The following is a 19,823-nucleotide window of genomic DNA, read 5'->3' as shown; positions in this document are numbered from 1 at the left end:
AGTTCGATCATTCACTGGTAAGGGCCGTGACCGGGTCGAGCCGGGCAGCTTTGCGGGCCGGCATGAAGCCGAAGACAACACCGGTGACAAGGGCACAGCCAAAAGCGCCGAGCACCGCCAGCAACGAGAAGGCGACGGCGACGTCGCTGAGGATCAGCACGCCACCGACGATCAACGCCAGGGCAATCCCGGCGATCCCGCCGACCACCGAGAGCATCACCGCTTCGGTGAGGAACTGGCGCAGAATGTCGCGCTGGCGAGCGCCGGTGGCCATGCGAATACCGATCTCGCGGGTACGTTCGCGTACAGTCATGAGCATGATGTTCATCACGCCGATACCGCCGACCAGCAGCGATATCGCGGCGATTGAGCCGAGCATCAGTGACAGGGTATTTTGCGTGCGCGCTTCGGCCTGGATCATGGCGGCGTTGTTGGTCAGCTCGAAATCCTTTTTGCCGTTGTGCAGGCGCAGCATCATGCGCTCGATTTCCCGTTCGGTTTCCTTGACCTTGCGCGCATCGGCGGCGGCGATGGCGACGTATTCCGGGTTGTACGTGCCGAACAGGCGAGTGCTGGCGGCGGAGTAGGGAATGGCGATACGGTCGTCGCTGTCGGAGTCGCCGGAGCTGGAGCCTTTTTCCGCGAGGACCCCGACCACTTGAAAGGGCACGTTTTCAATCAGGATGTACTGCCCGACGGGATTGGCGACATCCTTGAGCAACTTGCTTCTGACTTTGTGTCCGATGACGGCTACCGCCGCGCCACTGGCTTCGTCGGCAGCGGTGAAGTAAGTGCCTTCAACCACTGGCCAATTGAAAATCTTCGGGAAATTGGTGTCATTGCCGCCCACGTAACTGTGGTGATCGAGATTGCCGAAACGCACCACGGCTTCGGCGCCGTTGACGGGCATGATCTGCTTGATCAGCGGCAGGGTGGCGAGCACTGCGAGGTCGTCGAGGGTGATGATGCCCTGCGGTGCGCGTGGGTGCGGAGGGACGCCACCCAGGTAAATGATGTTCGAACCGAAAGCGCCCATCTGCGCCATGACCTGACGCTTGCTGCCTTCGCCGACCGCCAGCATCACCACCACCGAAGCCACGCCGATGATGATCCCGAGCAGGGTCAGCGCGGTGCGGAAGCGGTTGATCCACATCACCCGCCACGCGGCGTGCAGGGCGTCCACCAGTTCACCTTTCCAGGCACCGGAGGCTTGCGCGCCTTCGCTCAGGCGCTTGCGCAGATCGACGGCTTGCAGGGCGCCGGGGTTGGCCGTGGTCTGGGCGTCGGGGTTGCCTTGGGCGCTGTCACTGACGATCAGGCCGTCGCGGATCTCGATGATGCGTTTGGCCCGTGCTGCGACTTCGCGGTCGTGGGTGATCAGGATCACCACGTGGCCCTGGCTCGCCAGCTCATCGAGCAGTGCCATGACTTCTTTGCCGCTGTGGCTGTCGAGGGCGCCGGTGGGCTCATCGGCAAGAATGATGTGGCCACCGTTCATCAGCGCCCGGGCAATCGACACTCGTTGCTGCTGGCCGCCAGATAACTGGTGCGGGCGATTGCCGGTGCGTGACGCCAGGCCGAGGCGCTCGAGCAGGGCGGCAGCGCGGGCGTGGCGTTCGGCGGCGGGGGTGCCGGCATATATTGCCGGCATCTCGACGTTTTCCTGGGCCGAGCCGGACGGAATCAGGTGATAGCCCTGGAACACGAAACCGAAGGCTTCACGGCGCAGCCAGGCCAGTTCGTCGGTGTCCAGTCCGGCGACATTTTCCCCGGCGAAACGGTATTCGCCGGAGGTCGGCCGGTCGAGACAGCCGAGGATGTTCATCAGCGTCGATTTGCCAGAGCCGGAGGCACCGACAATCGCCACGAATTCGCCGGCGTGGATCGACAGGTCGATGCCGCGCAATACATGAACTTCAGGCGCGTCACCACCACCGTAGGATTTGCGGATGTCCTGCAGGTCGATCAGGGGCGTTTGCATTTAACCCCCGCTGCCGTCAGCCGGGCCGATCAGCAGGTGATCGCCTTCGTTCAGGCCCTCGAGAATCTGCACCTTGAGCCGGTCGCTGATGCCGGTGTGCACCTCGCGGGACTGGATCCTGCCATTGGCGGCGACCACCTGCGCAGTCTGCAGATTGGCTTTGTCACTGCCTTGAAGGGCGGCGACCGGTGCGGTGAGGACGTCTTTTGCCTGGCTGGCAACGAAGAACACCTGAGTGGTCATCTCCGCCATCAAAGCATTGTCGGCGTTATCGACATCCAGCAGCACGGTGTAAAGCACCACGCGGGCGCTGCCGCTTTTGCTCGTACTGGCGGGGCTGCCACCGCCCTGGCTGGTCTGGTCCAGCGGCTTTGGTGGCACCGGCAGTATTTGCCGCACGGTGCTGCTCCAGCGTCGTTGGCCGCCGCTGAGGGTGGTGAAGTAGGCGGTCATGCCGGGTTTGACGTGGCCGATGTCGGCTTCGGAAACCTCGGCCCACACCGTCATCGGCGACAGTTTGGCGATGCGCAGGATCAATGGTGTCTGCTGTTGCGCGTTGAGGGTCTGGCCTTCACGGGCATCGAGGGCGACCACGGTGCCGGCCATCGGCGCGTAGATGCGGGTGTAGCCGAGCTCGGCCTGATCGCTGCGCAGGCTGGCTTCGGCCTGTCGGATCTGGGCCTGGAACATGTCGATGCGCGCCTGGGTGGCTTTCAGTTCGGCGCGGGCGGTCTGCACGTCTTCTTCACGGGTGGCGCCGCCGGCAGCCAGATTCTGCTGCCGCCGGTATTTCTGCTGCGCCAGTTCGTGTTGAGCTTTTTGTTCCTGCAGCTGCGCCTTGAGGTTTTCGATGGAAAAGCGCCCGGCGTCGAGTTTGGCTTTCTGGGTGGAAGGGTCAATTTCCACCAGCAGCTGACCTTCCTTGACCACGTCGCCGACTTCCACATGGATCTTCTGGATCTGCCCCGACGCTTGGGCGCCGACGTCCACATAACGCCGTGGTTGCAGGGTGCCCAGCGCGGTGACGCTGCTTTCGATATCGCCACGGGTCACTTGCACCGTGGCGAATTTGTCCCGCCCGGCAGGCAGGATCTGCCAGGCGGCGTAGGCGGCAACGGGGATCAGACAAAGGACTACGAGCAGGGCGCGTCGGGCGGGGCGGGGACGTTTCATGCAGGGTTCCGGCCAGTGGAAATCGGCCCGTCGTTCAGCCAGATGCGCAGGATCAGGCACCGTTGAACGCTGCCGCAGGGCGCGGCAGACACGGGGAGCTGTCCTGTTAACGATGTAAGCGGAAGGGAATTTAAGTGGTGACACAGGTTGTTACAGCAATCCCGAGGTATAGCCGAACACTATTTATCGGGCAACGACAAACACCACTTTAAATCTATATGAGAATTACTATAAATTACGCACCTCAAGTTGCCACCATCTTGCTACTGCCTCGTAGGGCTCAGCAGAACGGTGTGCTCAAGGACAGAACCCGCACTCAGGCGCCCGGGAGTCATGTTGGAAAACTACTATCGCGAGCTGGTGTGTTTCCTGAACGCCAGGCTCGGCAACCGACAGGTGGCCGAAGATGTGGTGCATGACGCGTATGTGCGGGTGCTGGAGCGTTCCAGCGATACGCCGATCGAACAGCCCCGGGCCTTTCTTTATCGCACCGCGCTGAATCTGGTGATCGACGATCATCGACGCAATGCCTTGCGCCAGGTTGAATCGCTGGAAGTGCTCGACAGCGAAGAGCGCTATTTCACCCCGTCCCCCCACAGCACCCTCGACCATGGCCAGCGCCTGGACATGTTGCAACGCGCATTGGCCGAGCTTGCCCCGCTGTGTCGCGACAGTTTTCTGCTGCGCAAGATCGAAGGTATGTCCCATCCCGAGATCGCCGAACGCCTCGGCATTTCCAGGGCTCTGGTGGAAAAGCACATCGTCAACGCCATGAAGCATTGCCGCCTGCGCATCAGACAATGGGATGCCCATTGAGCCGTCGTCGTTAAATTTTATTTCACTGTCCTCGTTCCTACTCAACAGACGACCTGCTGTCCTGCTCAGGGCCGGCCGGTCACCCAAGCTCTTCCTCCGCGCTGTTCGGGGGTTCATCCAGAGGACACTGGAAATGACACAGGCAATTGCATCGCCCATCGTTCACGACCTGATCGGCGTCGGTTTCGGCCCTTCGAACCTGGCGCTGGCCATCGCTCTGCAGGAGCGAGCCCCGACCCTGGGCGAGCTGGATGTGCTGTTTCTCGACAAGCAACCGACCTACAGCTGGCACGGCAACACCCTGTCGACCCAAAGCGAATTGCAGATTTCCTTCCTCAAGGATCTGGTGACCCTGCGCAACCCGACCAGCCCGTATTCGTTCGTCAATTACCTCAAACACCACGGTCGTCTGGTGGACTTCATCAACCTCGGCACCTTCTATCCGTGCCGCATGGAGTACAACGACTACCTGCGCTGGGTCGCCGCGCAGTTCACCGAACAGAGCCGTTATGGCGAAGAAGTGCTGACCATCGAGCCAGTCCTGCACAACCATCAGGTCGAAGCGTTGCGGGTGATTTCCCGTGGCACCGACGGTCAGCAATTTGTGCGCACCGCGCGCTCGGTGGTGGTCAGCGCCGGTGGTACGCCGCGCATTCCTGAGGCGTTCAAGGCGCTGAAAGGCGATGCCCGGGTGTTCCACCACTCGCAATACCTGGCCGAGATGGCCAAGCAACCGTGCGTGAACAACCAGCCGATGAGCATCGCGATCATCGGTGGCGGCCAGAGCGCGGCGGAAGCCTTCATCGATCTGAACGATTCGTTCCCGTCGGTGCAGGTCGACATGATCCTGCGCGGCTCGGCGCTGAAGCCGGCGGATGACAGCCCGTTCGTCAACGAGGTGTTCTCGCCGGAATTCACCGACCTGATCTTCCAGCAGAAGAGCAGCGAGCGTGAGCGTCTGGTCAACGAGTACCACAACACCAACTACTCGGTGGTGGACATCGACCTGATCGAGCGCATCTACGGCATCTTCTATCGCCAGAAAGTCTCCGGCGTTGCGCGTCATGCGTTCCGCACCCTGACCACCGTCGAGAAGGCCACCGCTACCGAGCGCGGCATCGAACTGGCGGTGCGCAACAATGCCACCGGCGAAGTCACCGTGCGCGTCTACGACGCCGTGGTGCTGGCCACCGGTTACGAGCGTCAGATGCACCGCAAGCTGCTGGCGCCTCTGGAAGAGTACCTGGGTGATTTCGAGGTCGATCGCAACTACAAACTGATCACCGACGAGCGCTGCAAGGCCGGTCTGTACATGCAGGGCTTCTGCCAGGCCAGCCACGGTCTGAGCGATACGCTGCTGTCGATCCTGCCGATCCGCGCGGACGAAATTGCCGGTTCGCTGTACGAGCATGGCAAGAATCGCGGGCACAGCCGTTCGGTGATGGATTTGTTGCTGGCGACTGCCAGCTGATGACTTCCTGATGACTCCCGCGCCGAGCGCGGGAGTCGTTTCGAGGCCAATCCTGAACCCTTCCTGAATGACCTCCACATCCCCCAACCTCATTCCTTTTACGGGTTTACTCTCCAGGCATCGGGGCGTAAGCTTCGCGCGTTTTCATCAATAGCGGAGACCCACAGTGGGTACTTGTTCGAGTGACAGTTGTCGGCCGGTCCTTGTAACCGGCAGATTCTCGGCAAGATAACGCGCATTCCTTTGTGCCGTTGTCTCGCCGAACAGCGAGCAGCGGCATCCCGATCATGGTCAGCTGAGACCATGTCCCGACGTCCTTCTCATCGACGCTGAAAAGAGCGTGGTTTCGACTTCATTGTCGCAATCGCAGCCCTATCGACACGCCTGTCTTTTTTGACTGGCGCACCAACCCTTGCCGTGCCGAATTTTCGGTGCAAGAGGGCTGGACGTACCTGCTTGACGGTTTCCCGGCTGACCATAGGGGCAACAGCCATGAAACTTACGCTCAAGGAATTTTTCGCAGGCTTCCTGCGGACCCGTCACATTGCCCGGCACTTCCGTCGTCTGGCCGTGCTGGAAAGTCTTCGCGACACCACGGTCAGCCGTGAAGTGCCGCCCACCCTGGCCAACACGCTGGTGGACGCCGCCCATTGCGACAGCGGCGTGCTGCTGTCGAACCTCGGCACGCACACTGATGGCCTCACCGATTTCGAAGTCGATGTGCTGCGTGCACAGCACGGCCTCAACGAAGTCGAACACGAGCAACCGCTGCCGTGGTGGACCCACCTGTGGCACTGCTACAAAAACCCGTTCAACCTGCTGCTGACCCTGTTGGCGGTGATCTCGTGGCTGACCGATGACCTGAAGGCCGCCACCGTGATTTTCTCGATGGTGGTGCTCTCGACCCTCCTGCGCTTCTGGCAGGAAAGCAAATCCAACCAGGCGGCGGACGCGCTCAAGGCGATGGTCAGCAACACCGCCACGGTGCTGCGCCGTGATGCGCCGCGCACTGAACTGCCGATCAAGCAACTGGTGCCGGGCGATCTGATCGTGCTCTCGGCCGGCGACATGATTCCCGCCGATTGCCGGGTGCTCAGCGCCAAGGATCTGTTCGTCAGTCAGGCGGCGATGACCGGCGAATCAATGCCGGTAGAGAAATTCCCCCGCCAGGCAAATCGCGATACGCGTAACCCGCTGGAGCTGGACAACATCCTGTTCATGGGCACCAACGTGGTGTCCGGCACGGCGGTGGCGGTGATTCTCACCACCGGCAACAGCACCTATTTCGGTGCGCTGGCGCTGCGGGTCGGGGCAACCGATCGGGCAGTGACTTCGTTCCAGCAAGGGGTGAACAAAGTCAGCTGGCTGTTGATTCGCTTCATGTTCGTCATGGCGCCGCTGGTGTTGTTCATCAACGGTTTCACCAAGGGTGACTGGACCGAGGCGCTGCTGTTCGCACTGTCGATCGCCGTGGGCCTGACCCCGGAGATGCTGCCGATGATCGTCACCTCGACCCTGGCCAAGGGGGCGGTGTTCCTGTCGCGCAAGAAAGTCATCGTCAAACGCCTGGACGCGATCCAGAACTTCGGTGCCATGGATGTGCTGTGCACCGACAAGACCGGCACCTTGACCCAGGACAAGATCTTCCTGGCGCGCAATGTCGACGTCTGGGGCGAGGACTCCGACGACGTGCTGGAAATGGCTTATCTGAACAGCTACTACCAGACCGGCCTGAAAAACCTGCTCGATGTGGCGGTGCTGGAACACGTGGAAGTCCACCGTGAACTGAAAGTCGGCACGGCGTATCGCAAGGTCGACGAGATCCCGTTCGATTTCAATCGCCGGCGCATGTCGGTGGTGGTCGAAGGCCACGGCCAACCGCATCAGTTGATCTGCAAAGGCGCGGTGGAAGAAGTGTTGTCGGTGTGCACCCGGGTTCGTCACGGTGAAGTCGACGAAGCCTTGAGCGATGAATTGCTGGCGAGAATTCGTCAGGTAACCGCAGCATTCAACGCTGAAGGCTTGCGCGTGGTCGCGGTGGCGGCACGGTCGATGCCGGAAGGTCGCGACACTTACAGCCTGGGCGACGAGCAGGAATTGACGCTGATCGGTTACGTGGCATTCCTCGATCCACCGAAGGAAAGCACCGCACCGGCGCTCAAGGCCCTGGCCGAACACGGCGTGGCCGTGAAAGTGCTGACCGGCGATAACGAGCTGGTGACCGCCAAGATCTGCCGCGAAGTAGGTCTGGCGCAGCAAGGCCTGTTGATGGGCAACGACATCGAACGCATGAGCGACGCGCAACTGGCCAAGGCGGTGGAGACCACCAACGTGTTCGCCAAGCTGACGCCGACCCACAAGGAACGCATCGTGCGCATCCTCAAGGGCAACGGCCATGTGGTCGGATTCATGGGCGACGGCATCAACGACGCACCGGCGCTGCGCACCGCAGACATCGGTATTTCCGTCGACAGCGCGGTGGACATCGCCAAGGAAGCGGCCGACATCATCCTGCTGGAAAAGAGCCTGATGGTGCTGGAGGAGGGCGTGCTGGAGGGGCGCCGGACCTTCGCCAACATGCTCAAGTACATCAAGATGACCGCCAGCTCGAACTTCGGCAACGTGTTCTCCGTACTGGTGGCCAGTGCGTTCATTCCGTTCCTGCCGATGCTGCCGATGCACCTGCTGGTGCAGAACCTGCTGTATGACATTTCGCAGATCGCGATCCCGTTCGACAACGTCGACGATGAAATGCTGAAACAGCCACAACGCTGGCAGCCAGGGGATGTCGGGCGCTTCATGCTGTTCTTCGGCCCGATCAGTTCGATCTTTGACATCACAACGTTCGCCTTGATGTGGTACGTGTTTGATGCCAACACCCCGGATCACCAGACGCTGTTCCAGTCCGGCTGGTTCGTGGTGGGACTGCTGACCCAGACGCTGATCGTGCACATGATCCGCACGCCGAAGATTCCGTTCCTGCAAAGCCGCGCGGCCATGCCGCTGCTGGTGATGACCGGAATCATCATGGCCGTGGGCATCTTCCTGCCGATGGGGCCGCTGGCGCACTACTTCAAACTGCAGGCGCTGCCGTCGATGTACTTCGTGTTCCTGCCGGTGATCCTGCTGGCGTACATGGCACTGACCCAGGCCGTTAAAGGCTTCTACATCCGCCGGTTCGGCTGGCAGTAACAGGAAAGATTCCCCCCTTGTGGGAGCAAGGGGGGCGGTTTCAAGGAGTTCAACATGCAAGCCATCAACAACATCAACCTCGATTCGCTGCTCGATACGCTGGTCAGCCTCAGCGCGGCGTTCATTCTCGGCGGCCTGATCGGTTTTGAGCGCCAGTACCGGCAACGTACGGCAGGCCTGCGCACCAACGTGCTGGTGGCGGTCGGTGCGGCGATTTTCGTCGACATGGCCAACCGTCTCGGCGGAGCCGAAGGCGCGGTGCGGGTGGTCGCCTACGTGGTATCCGGGATCGGTTTCCTCGGCGCCGGTGTAATCATGCGCGAGGAGGGGAACGTGCGCGGTCTCAATACCGCCGCCACACTCTGGACTTCGGCAGCGGTCGGCGCCTGTGCCGGCGCCGACCTGTTGGCCGAAGCCGTGCTCGGCACCTTGTTCGTGCTCGCCGCCAATACCTTGCTGCGGCCGATCGTCAACAACATCAACCGCCAGCCGCTGGATGTGGTTTCGGCGGAAGTCACCAACATCGTCTACGTGATCGCCCGGCGCTCGCAGCAGACCGCGGTGTTCGCCTTGCTTGAGGCCGAGCTCGAACGCAGCAACTACCCGGCCAGCGACGTCGATGTACACGCCTTCGGTGCCGACGAAATCGAGATCGAAGCCACGCTCGCAACGACATCGGTGGACGGTGATGAGCTGGACGCACTGGTGAAGCGGATCTCCACGTCGAACCTGGTGGTGCAGGCGTTCTGGAGTCCGAGTACCACGGAGTAACCTGGAGAGCGCCCCATCGTCCGGCAATGGCATGGGTGGCCGTCAATCCGGATGAGTGACGGTTATTTTCGGAATAGTCCTACAGAGCATGCCTCGATGCTTGGGTAGTCTTGCCGCCACTTGAAGCGACTGGCGGGACTTCCACGATGGCCGACAAAACCTTGCGTATTTTGATCGCCGACACCCGGCATTTTCACCGGATGAAGATCGAGCGGATGTTCAATGCCCTCGATTACTACCGCATTGCACCGGTGCAGAACTTCACCGAACTGCTGTCACTGATCGATTTCGGCTGCGAGCCGTTCGATGTACTGGTGACCGACTCTCAACTGGCAGATGGAATGCCGGATCTGCACGGATTTCTGTTCGATCTGGCGCAGGTCCGGCATGCGCTGGTCTACGGCGAAGCGCTGAACTTATCGGATGTTCCCGGATACTTTCGGCCAAAGATCACCACCTGTAACGAAGCGCTGCCCTCAATGAGCGCCATCACACAGTTGATGGCGTCGGTCGAGGCTTCCCGTGAGCGTTCATCGCGTATATGCCCGGCAAAATCCCTCGCGTGATGGAGCGCCAGATCACAGATCGGCCGACGGCGCAACTGTCAGGTCTGACAGGTGTTTCGACTTGCGTCCCGTGTAACAGTCGTAGCGCAGCTACCAGTAGTCCCGTTCATGCAGGATCGGTGGCGTCATCGACATGTATTCGCCCAGGAGTGGTCATGGATTCAGCATTGATCGTCGACGATCACCCTGTGGTGGTCGGTGCCGTCAGAATGGTTCTGGAGTCACTGGGTTACAAACCGATTCATGTCGCTTCGAGTGGCGTAGACGTGGTGCCGTTGATCCGCGCACACGGGCCGACACTGATCGTGCTCGATCTGAAGCTCAAGGGCATGGGCGGACTTGAAGTGCTGGACCGGATCAACGCCCTCGGGCTGGTCTGCAAAATCGTGATTTTTTCATCGGCCGACCCGAACAGCTACCTGGTGCGTTGCCGACGTGCAGGTGCAATGGCTTTTGTGGCCAAGTCTGCCGAGTTGCAGCAGTTGCAGAGTGCGATCAAGGCAGTCCGTTCGGGTTACAGCTATTTTCAGGAATTGCCTGAGGTCAACGCAGGGCAATCCGGTGTGCACAGTGACGAGCGGCAGCAAATCGAAGGATTGTCCAATCGCGAGTTACACATTCTCGTGCAATTGGCGCATGGCAAGCCCAACAAGGACATCGCTCGGGAGATGAACCTGAGCCACAAAACCATCAGTACCTACAAGACTCGCCTGATGCTCAAGCTCGGGGTCAGCTCACAGGTGGTGTTGCGTGAGTTCGCCAGACGCAACCATCTGCTTTGAGAGCCTGCCCGATGATGAGGCCGCTGCGATGCATTCTTCTGATGCTCCTCCTTTTGGCAAACGCGGTACAGGCCTCCGGGGCTGCGCAGAAACTGGAAATCATCTCTCGCACCCGGCTGGAGGGCGTGCAGGTACGCCTTGACGAGCAGGATCGCCAGTGGCTCCGGGCACACCCGGTATTGCGCATCGGCGCTTCCGGGCCGGACTATCCTCCGTTTGAGTTGACCCGCAACCGGCATGAACTGGAAGGCCTCACGGCCGAGTACGCCGACGCGATCGCACAGGTACTGAATATCCGGATCGAGGTCTGGTGCTACCCCGATCGCGAAACCGCCATGGCCGCGCTCAAGGCCGGTGAACTGGATTTGGTGGGCACTTCGAGCAATTATAAGATTGCCGATCCCGAGCTGATGCTGTCTCGCGCCTATGCCGAAGATCAGCCGATGTGGGTGACCCGGCTCGACGAGCCGTTGCCCGATGACCTGGCAGGCAAACGCATCGCCATGGTGGATGACTACCTGCCGGCTTCGACCATCCAGAAGGCTTACCCGCAAGCCACCTTGCAGCGTTATCGCTCGATTCTCGATGCCCTCGGCGCCGTTGCATTCGGGCGGGATGACCTGTACCTCGGTGACTTCATCAGTGCCAGCTATCTGATCAACATCAACTTCCACAACGACCTGCAGCTGGCCGGCCCTTCGGGCCTCGACGCCAACCCGTTCGCCTTTGCCCTGACTCGCAGCAATACACGCTTGAAACGACTGGTCGACAAGGCCTTGCTGGCCATTCCCATGGAGCAGCGCCTGGCCATCGAGTTGCGCTGGAGTGCCGGGCGTGCGGACATGACGGGACAGGCGCGGGTAAGTCTCAGCGGCAGTGAACAGGCATGGCTCGACCGGCATCCGAGCGTACGGGTCGGTGCGATCGAGGATTTCGCCCCGTTGACGTTCTTTGATGCCGAGGGAAAAGTGCAGGGGCTTGCGGCGCAGTTGTTGAGCCTGATCAGTCAACGCAGCGGCCTGAAGTTCGAGATCGTACGGGGGCAGTCACTGGACCGACAGATCGAACAATTGAAGGCCGGGGAACTTGATCTGCTGCCCGTGGTGACACCCAGCAGCGAGCGTGAACTCGAAATGCGTTTCTCCCGGGCCTATCTGAACAATCCGTTCGTCCTGGTCAGCGGGGTCTCGCCATCGGGCGTGAGAAGCCTGGACGACATGGCCGGCAAACGGCTGGCGATCTATCGCGGTCACCCGTTGCGCGATTATCTGCTGGAGCGAGTACCGCAGCTCAGAATGGTTGAAGTACCAAGCCCGGCAGCCGGAATGGAAGCCATTGTCAGCGGGCAGGCCGATGCCACGCTGAGTTCGTTGATGGTGGCGCGCTATCTGATTTCCCGTCAGTACCGAGGGCGTACCCGGATAGTCGGTACGGTGGGGGATCAGCCCGCCCGGATTGCATTGGCCACCGCACCGGATGCGGTGGTGTTGCATTCGATTCTGAACAAGGCGCTGTTGAGCATTGCCCCAAAGGAGGTCGATGATCTGGTCGAGCGCTGGGGCCAAGACGCGGTTGCCGATGACAGTTACTGGCAGCGCCATCGACGGGAGATCCTGCTTGGATTCACCGGTGCGTCCGGGCTGTTGCTGCTGGCATTGGGCTGGATCGCCTTTCAGCGCCGGCAGATTCGCCAGCGCCAGCAATGGCTGCTTCAACTGCAGGAAGCCAAGGACGCGGCGGATGAAGCCAACCGGGCCAAGAGCACCTTTCTGGCTGTCATGAGCCACGAAATCCGTACGCCCATGAACGCCTTGCTGGGCATGCTCGAACTGGCGCTCAAGCATGCCGATGAAGGCGTGACCGACCGTGGGGCTATCCAGGTGGCGTCCGCGGCGGGGCAGCAACTGCTGGCATTGATCGGGGATATTCTCGATATCGCACGCATCGAATCCGGTCATCTGTCGCTGGCTCCCGAACGCGTCAATCTGCGTGAGTCGGTGTTGTCGGTGTGTCGGATTTTCGAAGGAGTGGCGCTTCAGAAGCAGTTGTCGTGGCATGTCGAACTGGATGAGCGCAGCAATGTCGAGGTGATGCTCGACGCCCTGCGTTTCAAGCAGGTGTTGTCGAATCTTCTGAGCAATGCGATCAAGTTTACCGATGAAGGCGATGTGAGCCTGCGATTGCGAGTGTTTGCCGAGCGGGACGGGCCGCTGGAAATCGGTGTTGTCATCGAGGACAGCGGACGGGGCATCAGCGCCGAAGATCAGCAGCGCTTGTTCAGCCCGTTTGTGCAGGTCGGCAGTCAGCCGTTGTCGGTCCGCAGCGGTTCCGGTCTGGGGCTGGTGATCAGCCGCAGCCTGTGCCGGATGATGGGCGGCGATCTCTGGATGACCAGCGAACCCGGACGAGGCACACAAGTCATGCTGCGCCTGGAACTGCCCGTGCTGGAGTCGCCCGCTCAGGAGGACGTTGCGACGCCGACAGTGACGGCGACAAAGCGGCTGGACGTACTGGTAGTGGACGACCATCCGGTGAATCGTCTGCTGCTGTGTCGGCAGTTGAGTGAGCTCGGGCATCGCTTTGTCGATACCGGGAGTAGTGAACAGGCGCTGGATCTGTGGCGCGGTCAATCTTTCGATGCGCTGATTACCGACGTCAACTTGCCCGGAATCAACGGCTACGATCTGGCGCGAGCGATTCGCGAAGAGGAGGCGGCGACAGGCCGGGTGCCTTGTCTGGTTCTGGGGTATACCGCCAATGCACAGATGGAAGAGAAACAACGATGCCTGGCAGCCGGAATGGATGATTGCCTGTTCAAACCGGTTTTGCTGCGGGAGCTGAACCTGGCGCTGATCGCTGCAGAGCCCGATGAAATGCAGATCGCAGGAGCGGAGAATCAGGTATTGCCCGGTTTCGATCTGAGTTCGCTGTTGCAACTGGCGGGAGCGGACAACCCGCTTATCGGGCAGTTGCGTGAAGAAGTGCTGAGCAGTCTGCGCAGCGATCTGGAGCGTCTGGAGGAATCCGGGCGGGAAGGTGATCGTGCAGGTCTGAAGGGTCTGGCACATCACATCACAGGCGGGGCGCATGTGATCGGTGCCGAGCGCGTGGTTTCTGCGTGCCGGATACTCGAACAGGCCTGCCGGGACGGTGAGCCCGAGGCCGCATTGAAAGTTGCAATTGAATTGCTGCGCGTGGCCATGCACGACCTCGCGCAGCAACTTCAGGCCTGAGCGGTCAGTCCCACTGCGGCGCGATGCCTTGGGGGCTGGTCAGGCGATGGCCGCGCTCCAGTGTGTCGATCAGCGCCATGTCTGCATCGCTCAGCGTCAGCGCGGTGGCGCAGAGGTTACTTTGCAGGTTGGCGCGCTTGGTCGACGACGGAATCACCGCGTAACCCGATTGCATCGCCCACGCCAGAGTGACCTGCGCCGGAGTCGCTTGCAGGCGCAGGGCGATGTCGACAATCAATGGATCCTTCAGCACTTCGCCATAGGCCAGGGTCATGTACGAAGTGATCTGAATACCCTGGCTCTGTGCAAACTCCACGACCTTGCGGTTTTGCAGGTACGGATGCAGTTCGATCTGGTTGGTGGCGATGTTTTCCGCACCAACTGCTGCGATGGCTTGTTTCATCAAGTCGATGGTGAAGTTGGACACGCCGATCTGTCGGGTCAGGCCCAGGCGTTTGGCTTCCAGCAGTGCACCCATGAACTCTTCCACCGGCACCTGATCTTCCGGCGACGGCCAGTGGATCAGCGTCAGGTCGAGGTAGTCGGTCTGCAGCTTTTGCAGGCTCTCCTTGAGGCTTTCGATCAGACGGTCACCGGCAAAGTTGGCGATCCAGATCTTGCTGGTGATGAACAATTCGTCGCGAGGGATGCCGCTGGCGGCGATAGCCTGGCCGACCTCGGCTTCGTTCTCGTAGATTTGCGCGGTGTCGATGACCCGGTAGCCCAGCTCGAGGGCGGTGCTCACCGAATCGATGACCACCTGACCTTGCAGGCGAAACGTACCAAGACCGAAAGCGGGAACAGACATGCAGGACTCCAGGGTTGCAGTGGGAATGGACGAAGTATCCGCTGCTGTTTCCTTGAGAAAAACCGCTGTTGGGGCAAAGTACTGTTGACTGAAAGTCACGAATCGTTGCGATGAGGTGTCGTTCCATCAGTAGAACGATGAGGCCGGTTTTGGCTGACTAGTGCTAAATACGTGGTGAATTTATGATCAGTCCATGATCAACCTCAATTCGGAGCCCACCATGAAAAACCTCATCGGTATCTACACCAGCCCTCGCGGCCACTGGGTCGGCGATGGGTTTCCGGTTCGCACACTGTTTTCCTACGACAACCTGGGCAAGCACATCAGCCCGTTCCTGCTGCTCGATCACGCAGGTCCCGCGCATTTCACCCCGACCACTGAACGACGTGGCGTAGGGCAGCATCCGCATCGTGGTTTCGAAACCGTGACCATCGTTTATGACGGCGAAGTGGAGCACCGCGATTCCACCGGCAGTGGCGGCAAGATCGGCCCCGGCGACGTGCAATGGATGACCGCTGCTTCCGGAATCCTGCACGAGGAGTTTCACTCCGCAGATTTCGCCAGAACGGGTGGCAACCTGGAAATGGTGCAGCTGTGGGTCAACCTGCCGGCCAAAGACAAAATGGCTGAACCGGGTTACCAGACCATTCTCGACAGCGATATCCCGAACGTCGCACTCCGGGACGATGCCGGTAACTTGCGTCTGATCGCGGGTGAATTCGACGGTCACAAGGGACCTTCCCGGACTTTCACGCCCATCGATGTCTGGGATCTGCGCCTCAATGCCGGCAAATTGCTGACGCTGGAGCTGCATGAAGGCCGCAACACTGCGCTGGTGGTGCTGCGTGGCTCGGTCCGGATCAACGGCGAGGAGTCGGCGGGCGTAGGGCAACTGGCGTTGTTCGAGCGTGAGGGTGACCGCCTGACGCTTGAGGCCAGCGAGGACGCGATGGTGTTGCTGCTCAGTGGCGAACCGATCGATGAGCCGATCGTCGGTCACGGTCCGTTCGTGATGAATACCGAGCAGGAAATTCATCAGGCGTTCGTTGATTTCCAGTCTGGCCGGTTCGGACGGATGCCCGTGTAGATCGACATTGTGGGAGCCAGTTTGCTGGCTCCCACAGCTTTATTTCAGAAGCGCCTTCAATAGCCCTTATCCCGCCAAATCAATTGCTCCTACACTAAGCCCAATCTGTGCGATCTTCTCGCGATTGACCTCTGTCGGAGTTGTTTGATGCTGTCTCTGCTGACTGAACATCCGTTGTTCTGCGCGTTGATCCTGATCCTGCTCGACCTGGGACTGTGGCGCCTGATCAGTTCCCATGGCAGCGAATGGAAGCTGCTGGTGCGGGTGCTGATTTTCAGCCTGTTCAGCGTGCTGCTGTTCAACGAAGGCCTCAATCCGATGGAGCCGGCGCCCTGGGCCGACAACGTGCCGCTGCATCTGGCGGCGACCGGGTTGCAGATCGGCTGGTGGCTGTTCGGCGCACGCACCCTGACGGTGCTGATCGGCGCGGTGATGATGCAGCGGGTCGGCCACACCGGTCGACTGTTGCAGGATCTGCTCGGCGCGGTGATTTTCCTGATCGCCATCATTGCGGCGCTGGCCTATGTGCTGGATCTTCCGGTCAAGGGCGTGCTGGCCACGTCCGGAGCACTGGCGATCATCGTCGGTCTGGCGTTGCAGAGTACCCTGAGCGACGTGTTTTCCGGGATCGTCCTGAACACCACCAAGCCCTATCAACTCGATGACTGGATTTCCATCGACGGCACGGAAGGGCGGGTCACCGACATCGACTGGCGCGCCACGCGCCTGCAGACTTCTCAGGGCAGCATGGCGGTGATTCCCAACTCGCTGGCGGCCAAGGCCAAGATCATCAACTTCAGTCGCCCGAGCAACATGTTCGGTGTTGCCGTGAGCGTGCAGGTCAGTCCACATGCGCGGCCGAACTCAGTGATCGATGCCCTGGAGCGGGCGATGCAGGGCTGTCGCCCATTGCTGGATAACCCGGCGCCAAGCGTCGCGTTGAAGAGTTCGAGCAGTGCCGGCGCGGAATATGAAATCAGTGGCTTCGTGGCGTCGATGAGCGAGAAGCGTGCGGTGCGCAATCAGTTGTTCGATCTGGCTTTCCGGCATCTGCAAGCGTCCGGGGTCAATCTGCTGTCGAGCGATGAACCCGCCGCGCCAGCCCATCTCTCGCGGCCTCGGGCGCTGCTCGACAGCTCGCCGATCTTCTCCACCCTGCGTCAGGAAGAGAAAGAGACCTTCAGCCAGAACATGGCCCTGCAAACCTTCCGTGCCGGCGAGATCATTCTGGCGGGCGGGGAAGTCAGCGACCATCTGTTCATCATCGAGTCCGGTGTGGTTTCGGTGACGTTGAACCGTCACGGCGTACCGTTCGAATCGGGACGCATGGGGCCGGGAGAAGTGATCGGCGAGGCCGGGATCCTTTCCGATACCTCGTTGCCGGCCGACTTTTCCGCCAAGACGTTCTGCGCCCTGTACCGCATCGAGAAGTCATATCTCAAGCCTTGCCTGGATGCCCGTCATGACATCAACGATGCAATGAAGGCGCTGCTGGATTTCCGCCTGCTCAAGGCGCAGGCGCTGACTCAGGAAACGCCGGTAGCCGTGCCGAAAAGAGGCTTCCTGCAGTGGCTGCGCCATCGCGCCTGAGGCGGATCAGCGGCGTTCGTATCCGGCGAGTTTCTGTTCGAGGTTCAAGCGCACCTCTGGCCATTCGTCATCGATGATGCTGAAGCGCACCGAGTTGCGCTTGCGGCCATCGGGCATGATCCGTTCGTGTCGCACGATGCCTTCCTGCTGCGCGCCCAGACGCAGGATCGCATGGCGTGATTTCTGGTTGTTTTCGTCGGTGGTGAACTGCACGCGCACGCAATCAAGTACCTCGAAGGCGTGGCGCAGCATCAGGTACTTGGCTTCGGTGTTGACGAAGGTTTTCTGAAAGCGCGCCGAGATCCAGCTGCTGCCGATCTCCAGCTTGCGATTGAGCGGATCTATCTTCCAGAAGCGGGTCGAGCCGATCACCTCGCCGGTCTCCTTCAACACAATTGCAAACGGCATGACCGTGCCGGCCTCACGCCCGTCGAGGGCCTTTTTCAGATAGCTGTCGACGGTGGTCGCCGACGGCACCACGGTGACAGTGAGATTCCACAGCTCGCCGTCTGCGGCAGCGTGGACCAGGGCGTCGGCATCGGAATATTGCAGCGGGCGCAGGACGATGCCCTGGCCTTGCAGTGTGATGTGCATGGGCGTGGCTCTTGGTAGTTCGGGCGAGAGCTTATTACGCCGCATCAAGCAGCGTCGTTGCAACCGCCGGTTCAGGCGCCAAGGCCGATTGGTGAAATCAATTGTCGATTCAATGCCCGGATCCCGTATACATGGCGACCATCAGCGGAACGATCCGCGTCTCCATGCATAAGGACCGAGCAATGAGCGAGCCACGCCTGACGAATCTGAAACAGTATCTGCAACGATTGGGATTCGACACGCCCCCGGCACCGACCCTTGAGACCCTGCGTCTGTTGCAGTTGCGACATACCGGCGTCTTTCCCTTCGAGAATCTGTCGACGCTCAGCGGCGAACCTGTACTGATCGATCTGCCGTCGATACAGCGCAAGGTTCTTGAGGATGCCCGTGGCGGTTACTGCTACGAACTCAACAATCTGTTTCTGGCCTTGTTGCTGGAGCTGGGGTTCGATGCACGGGGCATCAGCGGCCGAGTGGTCATGAATCAGCCCGAAGGCAGCTGGACGGCGCGCACTCATCGCTTGAGCCTGGTGACCCTTGACGGCGTGCGCTACATCACCGATGTCGGCTTCGGCGGCATGGTGCCGACCGCACCGCTGATTCTGGATACCGAAGCCGAGCAATCCACGCCGCACGAGCCGTATCGCATCGAAGTGCAAGCCGATGGCTACATGCTGCGGGCCAGAGTCGCCGGCGAATGGCGGCCGATGTACCTGTTCGACCTGCAACGCCAGGAAGACATCGATTACACCCTCGGCAACTGGTACGTCTCGACCCATCCGGACTCACCGTTCGCCCAGCGCCTGATGGTCGCGCGTACGGGCGACGACTGGCGGCGCACGTTGAACAACGGCAGTTACGCGATCCACCGCATCGGTGCCGAGAGCGAGCGGCGCGAGGTGACGGATGTCGATGAGCTGATCGAATTGCTGGAACGGGAGTTCGGCCTGCGCTTGCCGCACCAGCCTGGTGCGCGTCTGGCACTGGCGCGCTTGATTCAGCCGAACTGAAACCTATGGTTTTGCATCCGGCTCCAGCACCCGCCGGATTTCGTTTACGGCCGCCGACAGTTTTTTCTCAAGGCTCTTGAGGTCGGTGGCGGTGATGCCTTTCTTGAATTGACCGATGGAATGCTCGAGTTCATCGGCTGTGGTACGGCCGTCGAGCAGAGCATGGCGCAGGGTGTTGTTGATTACCGTCTGATAGCCATACCCCTCGCTTTCAGCGACCTCGCGCGCAGCCTCGATGACCGCGTCATCGAGCATGATGGTGATGCGGGTCTTGCCCTTGTTGGAGGCGACGGCGCCGCGTTTACCTTGGCTGAAATCGTACTCATCCTTCATTGATCAAGTCTCCGGAAAATAATGGCGTCGCTCGCTGGGTGTTGCGCTGCGCGCGGAAATGATTCGAACAATATTCGGCTCTCGATAGCTGTAAACAACGACCAGCAAACGTCCCTTGGCGTCGGTGCCGAGTGTGATCCAGCGTTGTTCGTCATGGTCGTTGTCTTCAATGGTCAGTGCTCGTTCGTCGTAGAAGACCGGTTCGGCCTCGGCGAGGCTGATCCCTCTGTGCTTGAGTTTGTTGGCAGCATTCTTGCTTTTGTCGAACTGAATTTTGAATAACTTCATTATGCATACTTTATATGTATAAAAAAGAGCGCGGCCGCACCGTCGGTCGCCATGAACACTTCAGCCTAGGTGGATAAAACGCGGGGTCAGTTAACGATGTGTTGCCGGATTTGTGGGGTATGGAAGCG

At 60.4% G+C, this 19,823-nt stretch carries 16 protein-coding genes; 10 read left to right on the top strand and 6 right to left on the bottom strand.

The annotated features are described in order from the left end of the window. Positions 1-7: 7 nt before the first annotated feature. Positions 8-1,981 (bottom strand): MacB family efflux pump subunit, encoded by a 1,974-nt coding sequence (locus DXT77_RS09710; protein ID WP_119427477.1) that lies wholly within the window; start codon positions 1,979-1,981, stop codon positions 8-10. Beyond that, complete coding sequence (locus tag DXT77_RS09705) at positions 1,982-3,154, bottom strand: efflux RND transporter periplasmic adaptor subunit (RefSeq protein ID WP_119427476.1); 1,173 nt, start codon at positions 3,152-3,154, stop codon at positions 1,982-1,984. A gap of 333 nt (positions 3,155-3,487) precedes the next feature. Between DXT77_RS09705 and DXT77_RS09700 the strand changes: the two genes are divergently transcribed. From DXT77_RS09700 to DXT77_RS09670, 7 genes are all read left to right on the top strand, one after another. Then, positions 3,488-3,970 carry a sigma-70 family RNA polymerase sigma factor gene (locus DXT77_RS09700; protein WP_119427475.1) on the top strand — a complete coding sequence of 161 codons (483 nt, stop codon included), beginning with the start codon at positions 3,488-3,490 and terminating at the stop codon, positions 3,968-3,970. A gap of 133 nt (positions 3,971-4,103) precedes the next feature. Next, a complete protein-coding gene (locus tag DXT77_RS09695) occupies positions 4,104-5,441 on the top strand; it encodes a lysine N(6)-hydroxylase/L-ornithine N(5)-oxygenase family protein (protein ID WP_119427474.1) in 1,338 nt (445 codons plus the stop codon). A 492-nt stretch (positions 5,442-5,933) separates the two neighbouring features. Then, positions 5,934-8,633 carry a magnesium-translocating P-type ATPase gene (gene mgtA, locus DXT77_RS09690; protein ID WP_119427473.1) on the top strand — a complete coding sequence of 900 codons (2,700 nt, stop codon included), beginning with the start codon at positions 5,934-5,936 and terminating at the stop codon, positions 8,631-8,633. Positions 8,634-8,687: 54 nt separating this feature from the next. Further along, positions 8,688-9,404, top strand: a complete 717-nt coding sequence (locus tag DXT77_RS09685; protein ID WP_085711975.1) for an MgtC/SapB family protein — start codon at positions 8,688-8,690, stop codon at positions 9,402-9,404. A 146-nt stretch (positions 9,405-9,550) separates the two neighbouring features. Further along, positions 9,551-9,970, top strand: coding sequence for a chemotaxis protein CheY (locus tag DXT77_RS09680; protein ID WP_119427472.1), 420 nt, complete (start codon positions 9,551-9,553; stop codon positions 9,968-9,970). A gap of 155 nt (positions 9,971-10,125) precedes the next feature. After that, positions 10,126-10,752: a response regulator transcription factor gene (locus DXT77_RS09675; RefSeq protein ID WP_119427471.1), complete on the top strand. Its 627-nt coding sequence runs from the start codon at positions 10,126-10,128 to the stop codon at positions 10,750-10,752. Positions 10,753-10,763: 11 nt separating this feature from the next. Beyond that, positions 10,764-13,985, top strand: a complete 3,222-nt coding sequence (locus tag DXT77_RS09670) for an ATP-binding protein (protein WP_119427470.1) — start codon at positions 10,764-10,766, stop codon at positions 13,983-13,985. 4 nt (positions 13,986-13,989) lie between these two features. On the opposite strand, the gene dkgB is transcribed toward DXT77_RS09670, so the two are convergent. Next, positions 13,990-14,793: a 2,5-didehydrogluconate reductase DkgB gene (dkgB, locus tag DXT77_RS09665; protein ID WP_119427469.1), complete on the bottom strand. Its 804-nt coding sequence runs from the start codon at positions 14,791-14,793 to the stop codon at positions 13,990-13,992. Positions 14,794-15,013: 220 nt separating this feature from the next. Between dkgB and DXT77_RS09660 the strand changes: the two genes are divergently transcribed. Both DXT77_RS09660 and DXT77_RS09655 read left to right on the top strand, forming a co-directional pair. After that, the gene (locus DXT77_RS09660; RefSeq protein ID WP_119427501.1) at positions 15,014-15,880 is read left to right on the top strand and encodes a pirin family protein; all 867 of its coding nucleotides are present in this window, start codon (positions 15,014-15,016) and stop codon (positions 15,878-15,880) included. A gap of 147 nt (positions 15,881-16,027) precedes the next feature. Beyond that, positions 16,028-17,470, top strand: coding sequence for a mechanosensitive ion channel family protein (locus DXT77_RS09655; RefSeq protein ID WP_119427468.1), 1,443 nt, complete (start codon positions 16,028-16,030; stop codon positions 17,468-17,470). A gap of 6 nt (positions 17,471-17,476) precedes the next feature. Here DXT77_RS09655 and DXT77_RS09650 read toward each other — a convergent pair whose 3' ends face one another. Continuing rightward, complete coding sequence (locus tag DXT77_RS09650; RefSeq protein ID WP_119427467.1) at positions 17,477-18,064, bottom strand: GNAT family N-acetyltransferase; 588 nt, start codon at positions 18,062-18,064, stop codon at positions 17,477-17,479. 182 nt (positions 18,065-18,246) lie between these two features. On the opposite strand from DXT77_RS09650, the gene DXT77_RS09645 reads away from it, so the two are divergent. Then, a complete protein-coding gene (locus tag DXT77_RS09645) occupies positions 18,247-19,074 on the top strand; it encodes an arylamine N-acetyltransferase (protein ID WP_119427466.1) in 828 nt (275 codons plus the stop codon). Between the two features lie 3 nt (positions 19,075-19,077). Here DXT77_RS09645 and DXT77_RS09640 read toward each other — a convergent pair whose 3' ends face one another. Next, positions 19,078-19,407 (bottom strand): BrnA antitoxin family protein, encoded by a 330-nt coding sequence (locus DXT77_RS09640; protein WP_119427465.1) that lies wholly within the window; start codon positions 19,405-19,407, stop codon positions 19,078-19,080. Between the two features lie 3 nt (positions 19,408-19,410). Then, complete coding sequence (locus DXT77_RS09635; protein ID WP_119427464.1) at positions 19,411-19,695, bottom strand: BrnT family toxin; 285 nt, start codon at positions 19,693-19,695, stop codon at positions 19,411-19,413. Positions 19,696-19,823: the final 128 nt, after the last annotated feature.

The sequence above is a fragment of the Pseudomonas sp. 91RF genome (assembly GCF_003576265.1).
In the GTDB taxonomy this organism is placed as follows: Bacteria; Pseudomonadota; Gammaproteobacteria; order Pseudomonadales; family Pseudomonadaceae; genus Aquipseudomonas; species Aquipseudomonas kribbensis.
Note: the sequence above shows the minus strand (reverse complement) of the source record. Positions and strands in the feature narration are given on the sequence as shown.

Coding starts and splice junctions, on each gene's coding strand:
- DXT77_RS09705 (WP_119427476.1), bottom strand. CDS start 3,154: ATGAAACGTCCCCGCCCCGCCCGACGCGCCCTGCTCGTAGTCCTTTGT.
- DXT77_RS09695 (WP_119427474.1), top strand. CDS start 4,104: ATGACACAGGCAATTGCATCGCCCATCGTTCACGACCTGATCGGCGTC.
- DXT77_RS09650 (WP_119427467.1), bottom strand. CDS start 18,064: ATGCACATCACACTGCAAGGCCAGGGCATCGTCCTGCGCCCGCTGCAA.
- mgtA (WP_119427473.1), top strand. CDS start 5,934: ATGAAACTTACGCTCAAGGAATTTTTCGCAGGCTTCCTGCGGACCCGT.
- DXT77_RS09675 (WP_119427471.1), top strand. CDS start 10,126: ATGGATTCAGCATTGATCGTCGACGATCACCCTGTGGTGGTCGGTGCC.
- DXT77_RS09640 (WP_119427465.1), bottom strand. CDS start 19,407: ATGAAGGATGAGTACGATTTCAGCCAAGGTAAACGCGGCGCCGTCGCC.
- DXT77_RS09680 (WP_119427472.1), top strand. CDS start 9,551: ATGGCCGACAAAACCTTGCGTATTTTGATCGCCGACACCCGGCATTTT.
- DXT77_RS09685 (WP_085711975.1), top strand. CDS start 8,688: ATGCAAGCCATCAACAACATCAACCTCGATTCGCTGCTCGATACGCTG.
- DXT77_RS09670 (WP_119427470.1), top strand. CDS start 10,764: ATGATGAGGCCGCTGCGATGCATTCTTCTGATGCTCCTCCTTTTGGCA.
- DXT77_RS09710 (WP_119427477.1), bottom strand. CDS start 1,981: ATGCAAACGCCCCTGATCGACCTGCAGGACATCCGCAAATCCTACGGT.
- DXT77_RS09645 (WP_119427466.1), top strand. CDS start 18,247: ATGAGCGAGCCACGCCTGACGAATCTGAAACAGTATCTGCAACGATTG.
- DXT77_RS09655 (WP_119427468.1), top strand. CDS start 16,028: ATGCTGTCTCTGCTGACTGAACATCCGTTGTTCTGCGCGTTGATCCTG.
- DXT77_RS09660 (WP_119427501.1), top strand. CDS start 15,014: ATGAAAAACCTCATCGGTATCTACACCAGCCCTCGCGGCCACTGGGTC.
- dkgB (WP_119427469.1), bottom strand. CDS start 14,793: ATGTCTGTTCCCGCTTTCGGTCTTGGTACGTTTCGCCTGCAAGGTCAG.
- DXT77_RS09635 (WP_119427464.1), bottom strand. CDS start 19,695: ATGAAGTTATTCAAAATTCAGTTCGACAAAAGCAAGAATGCTGCCAAC.
- DXT77_RS09700 (WP_119427475.1), top strand. CDS start 3,488: ATGTTGGAAAACTACTATCGCGAGCTGGTGTGTTTCCTGAACGCCAGG.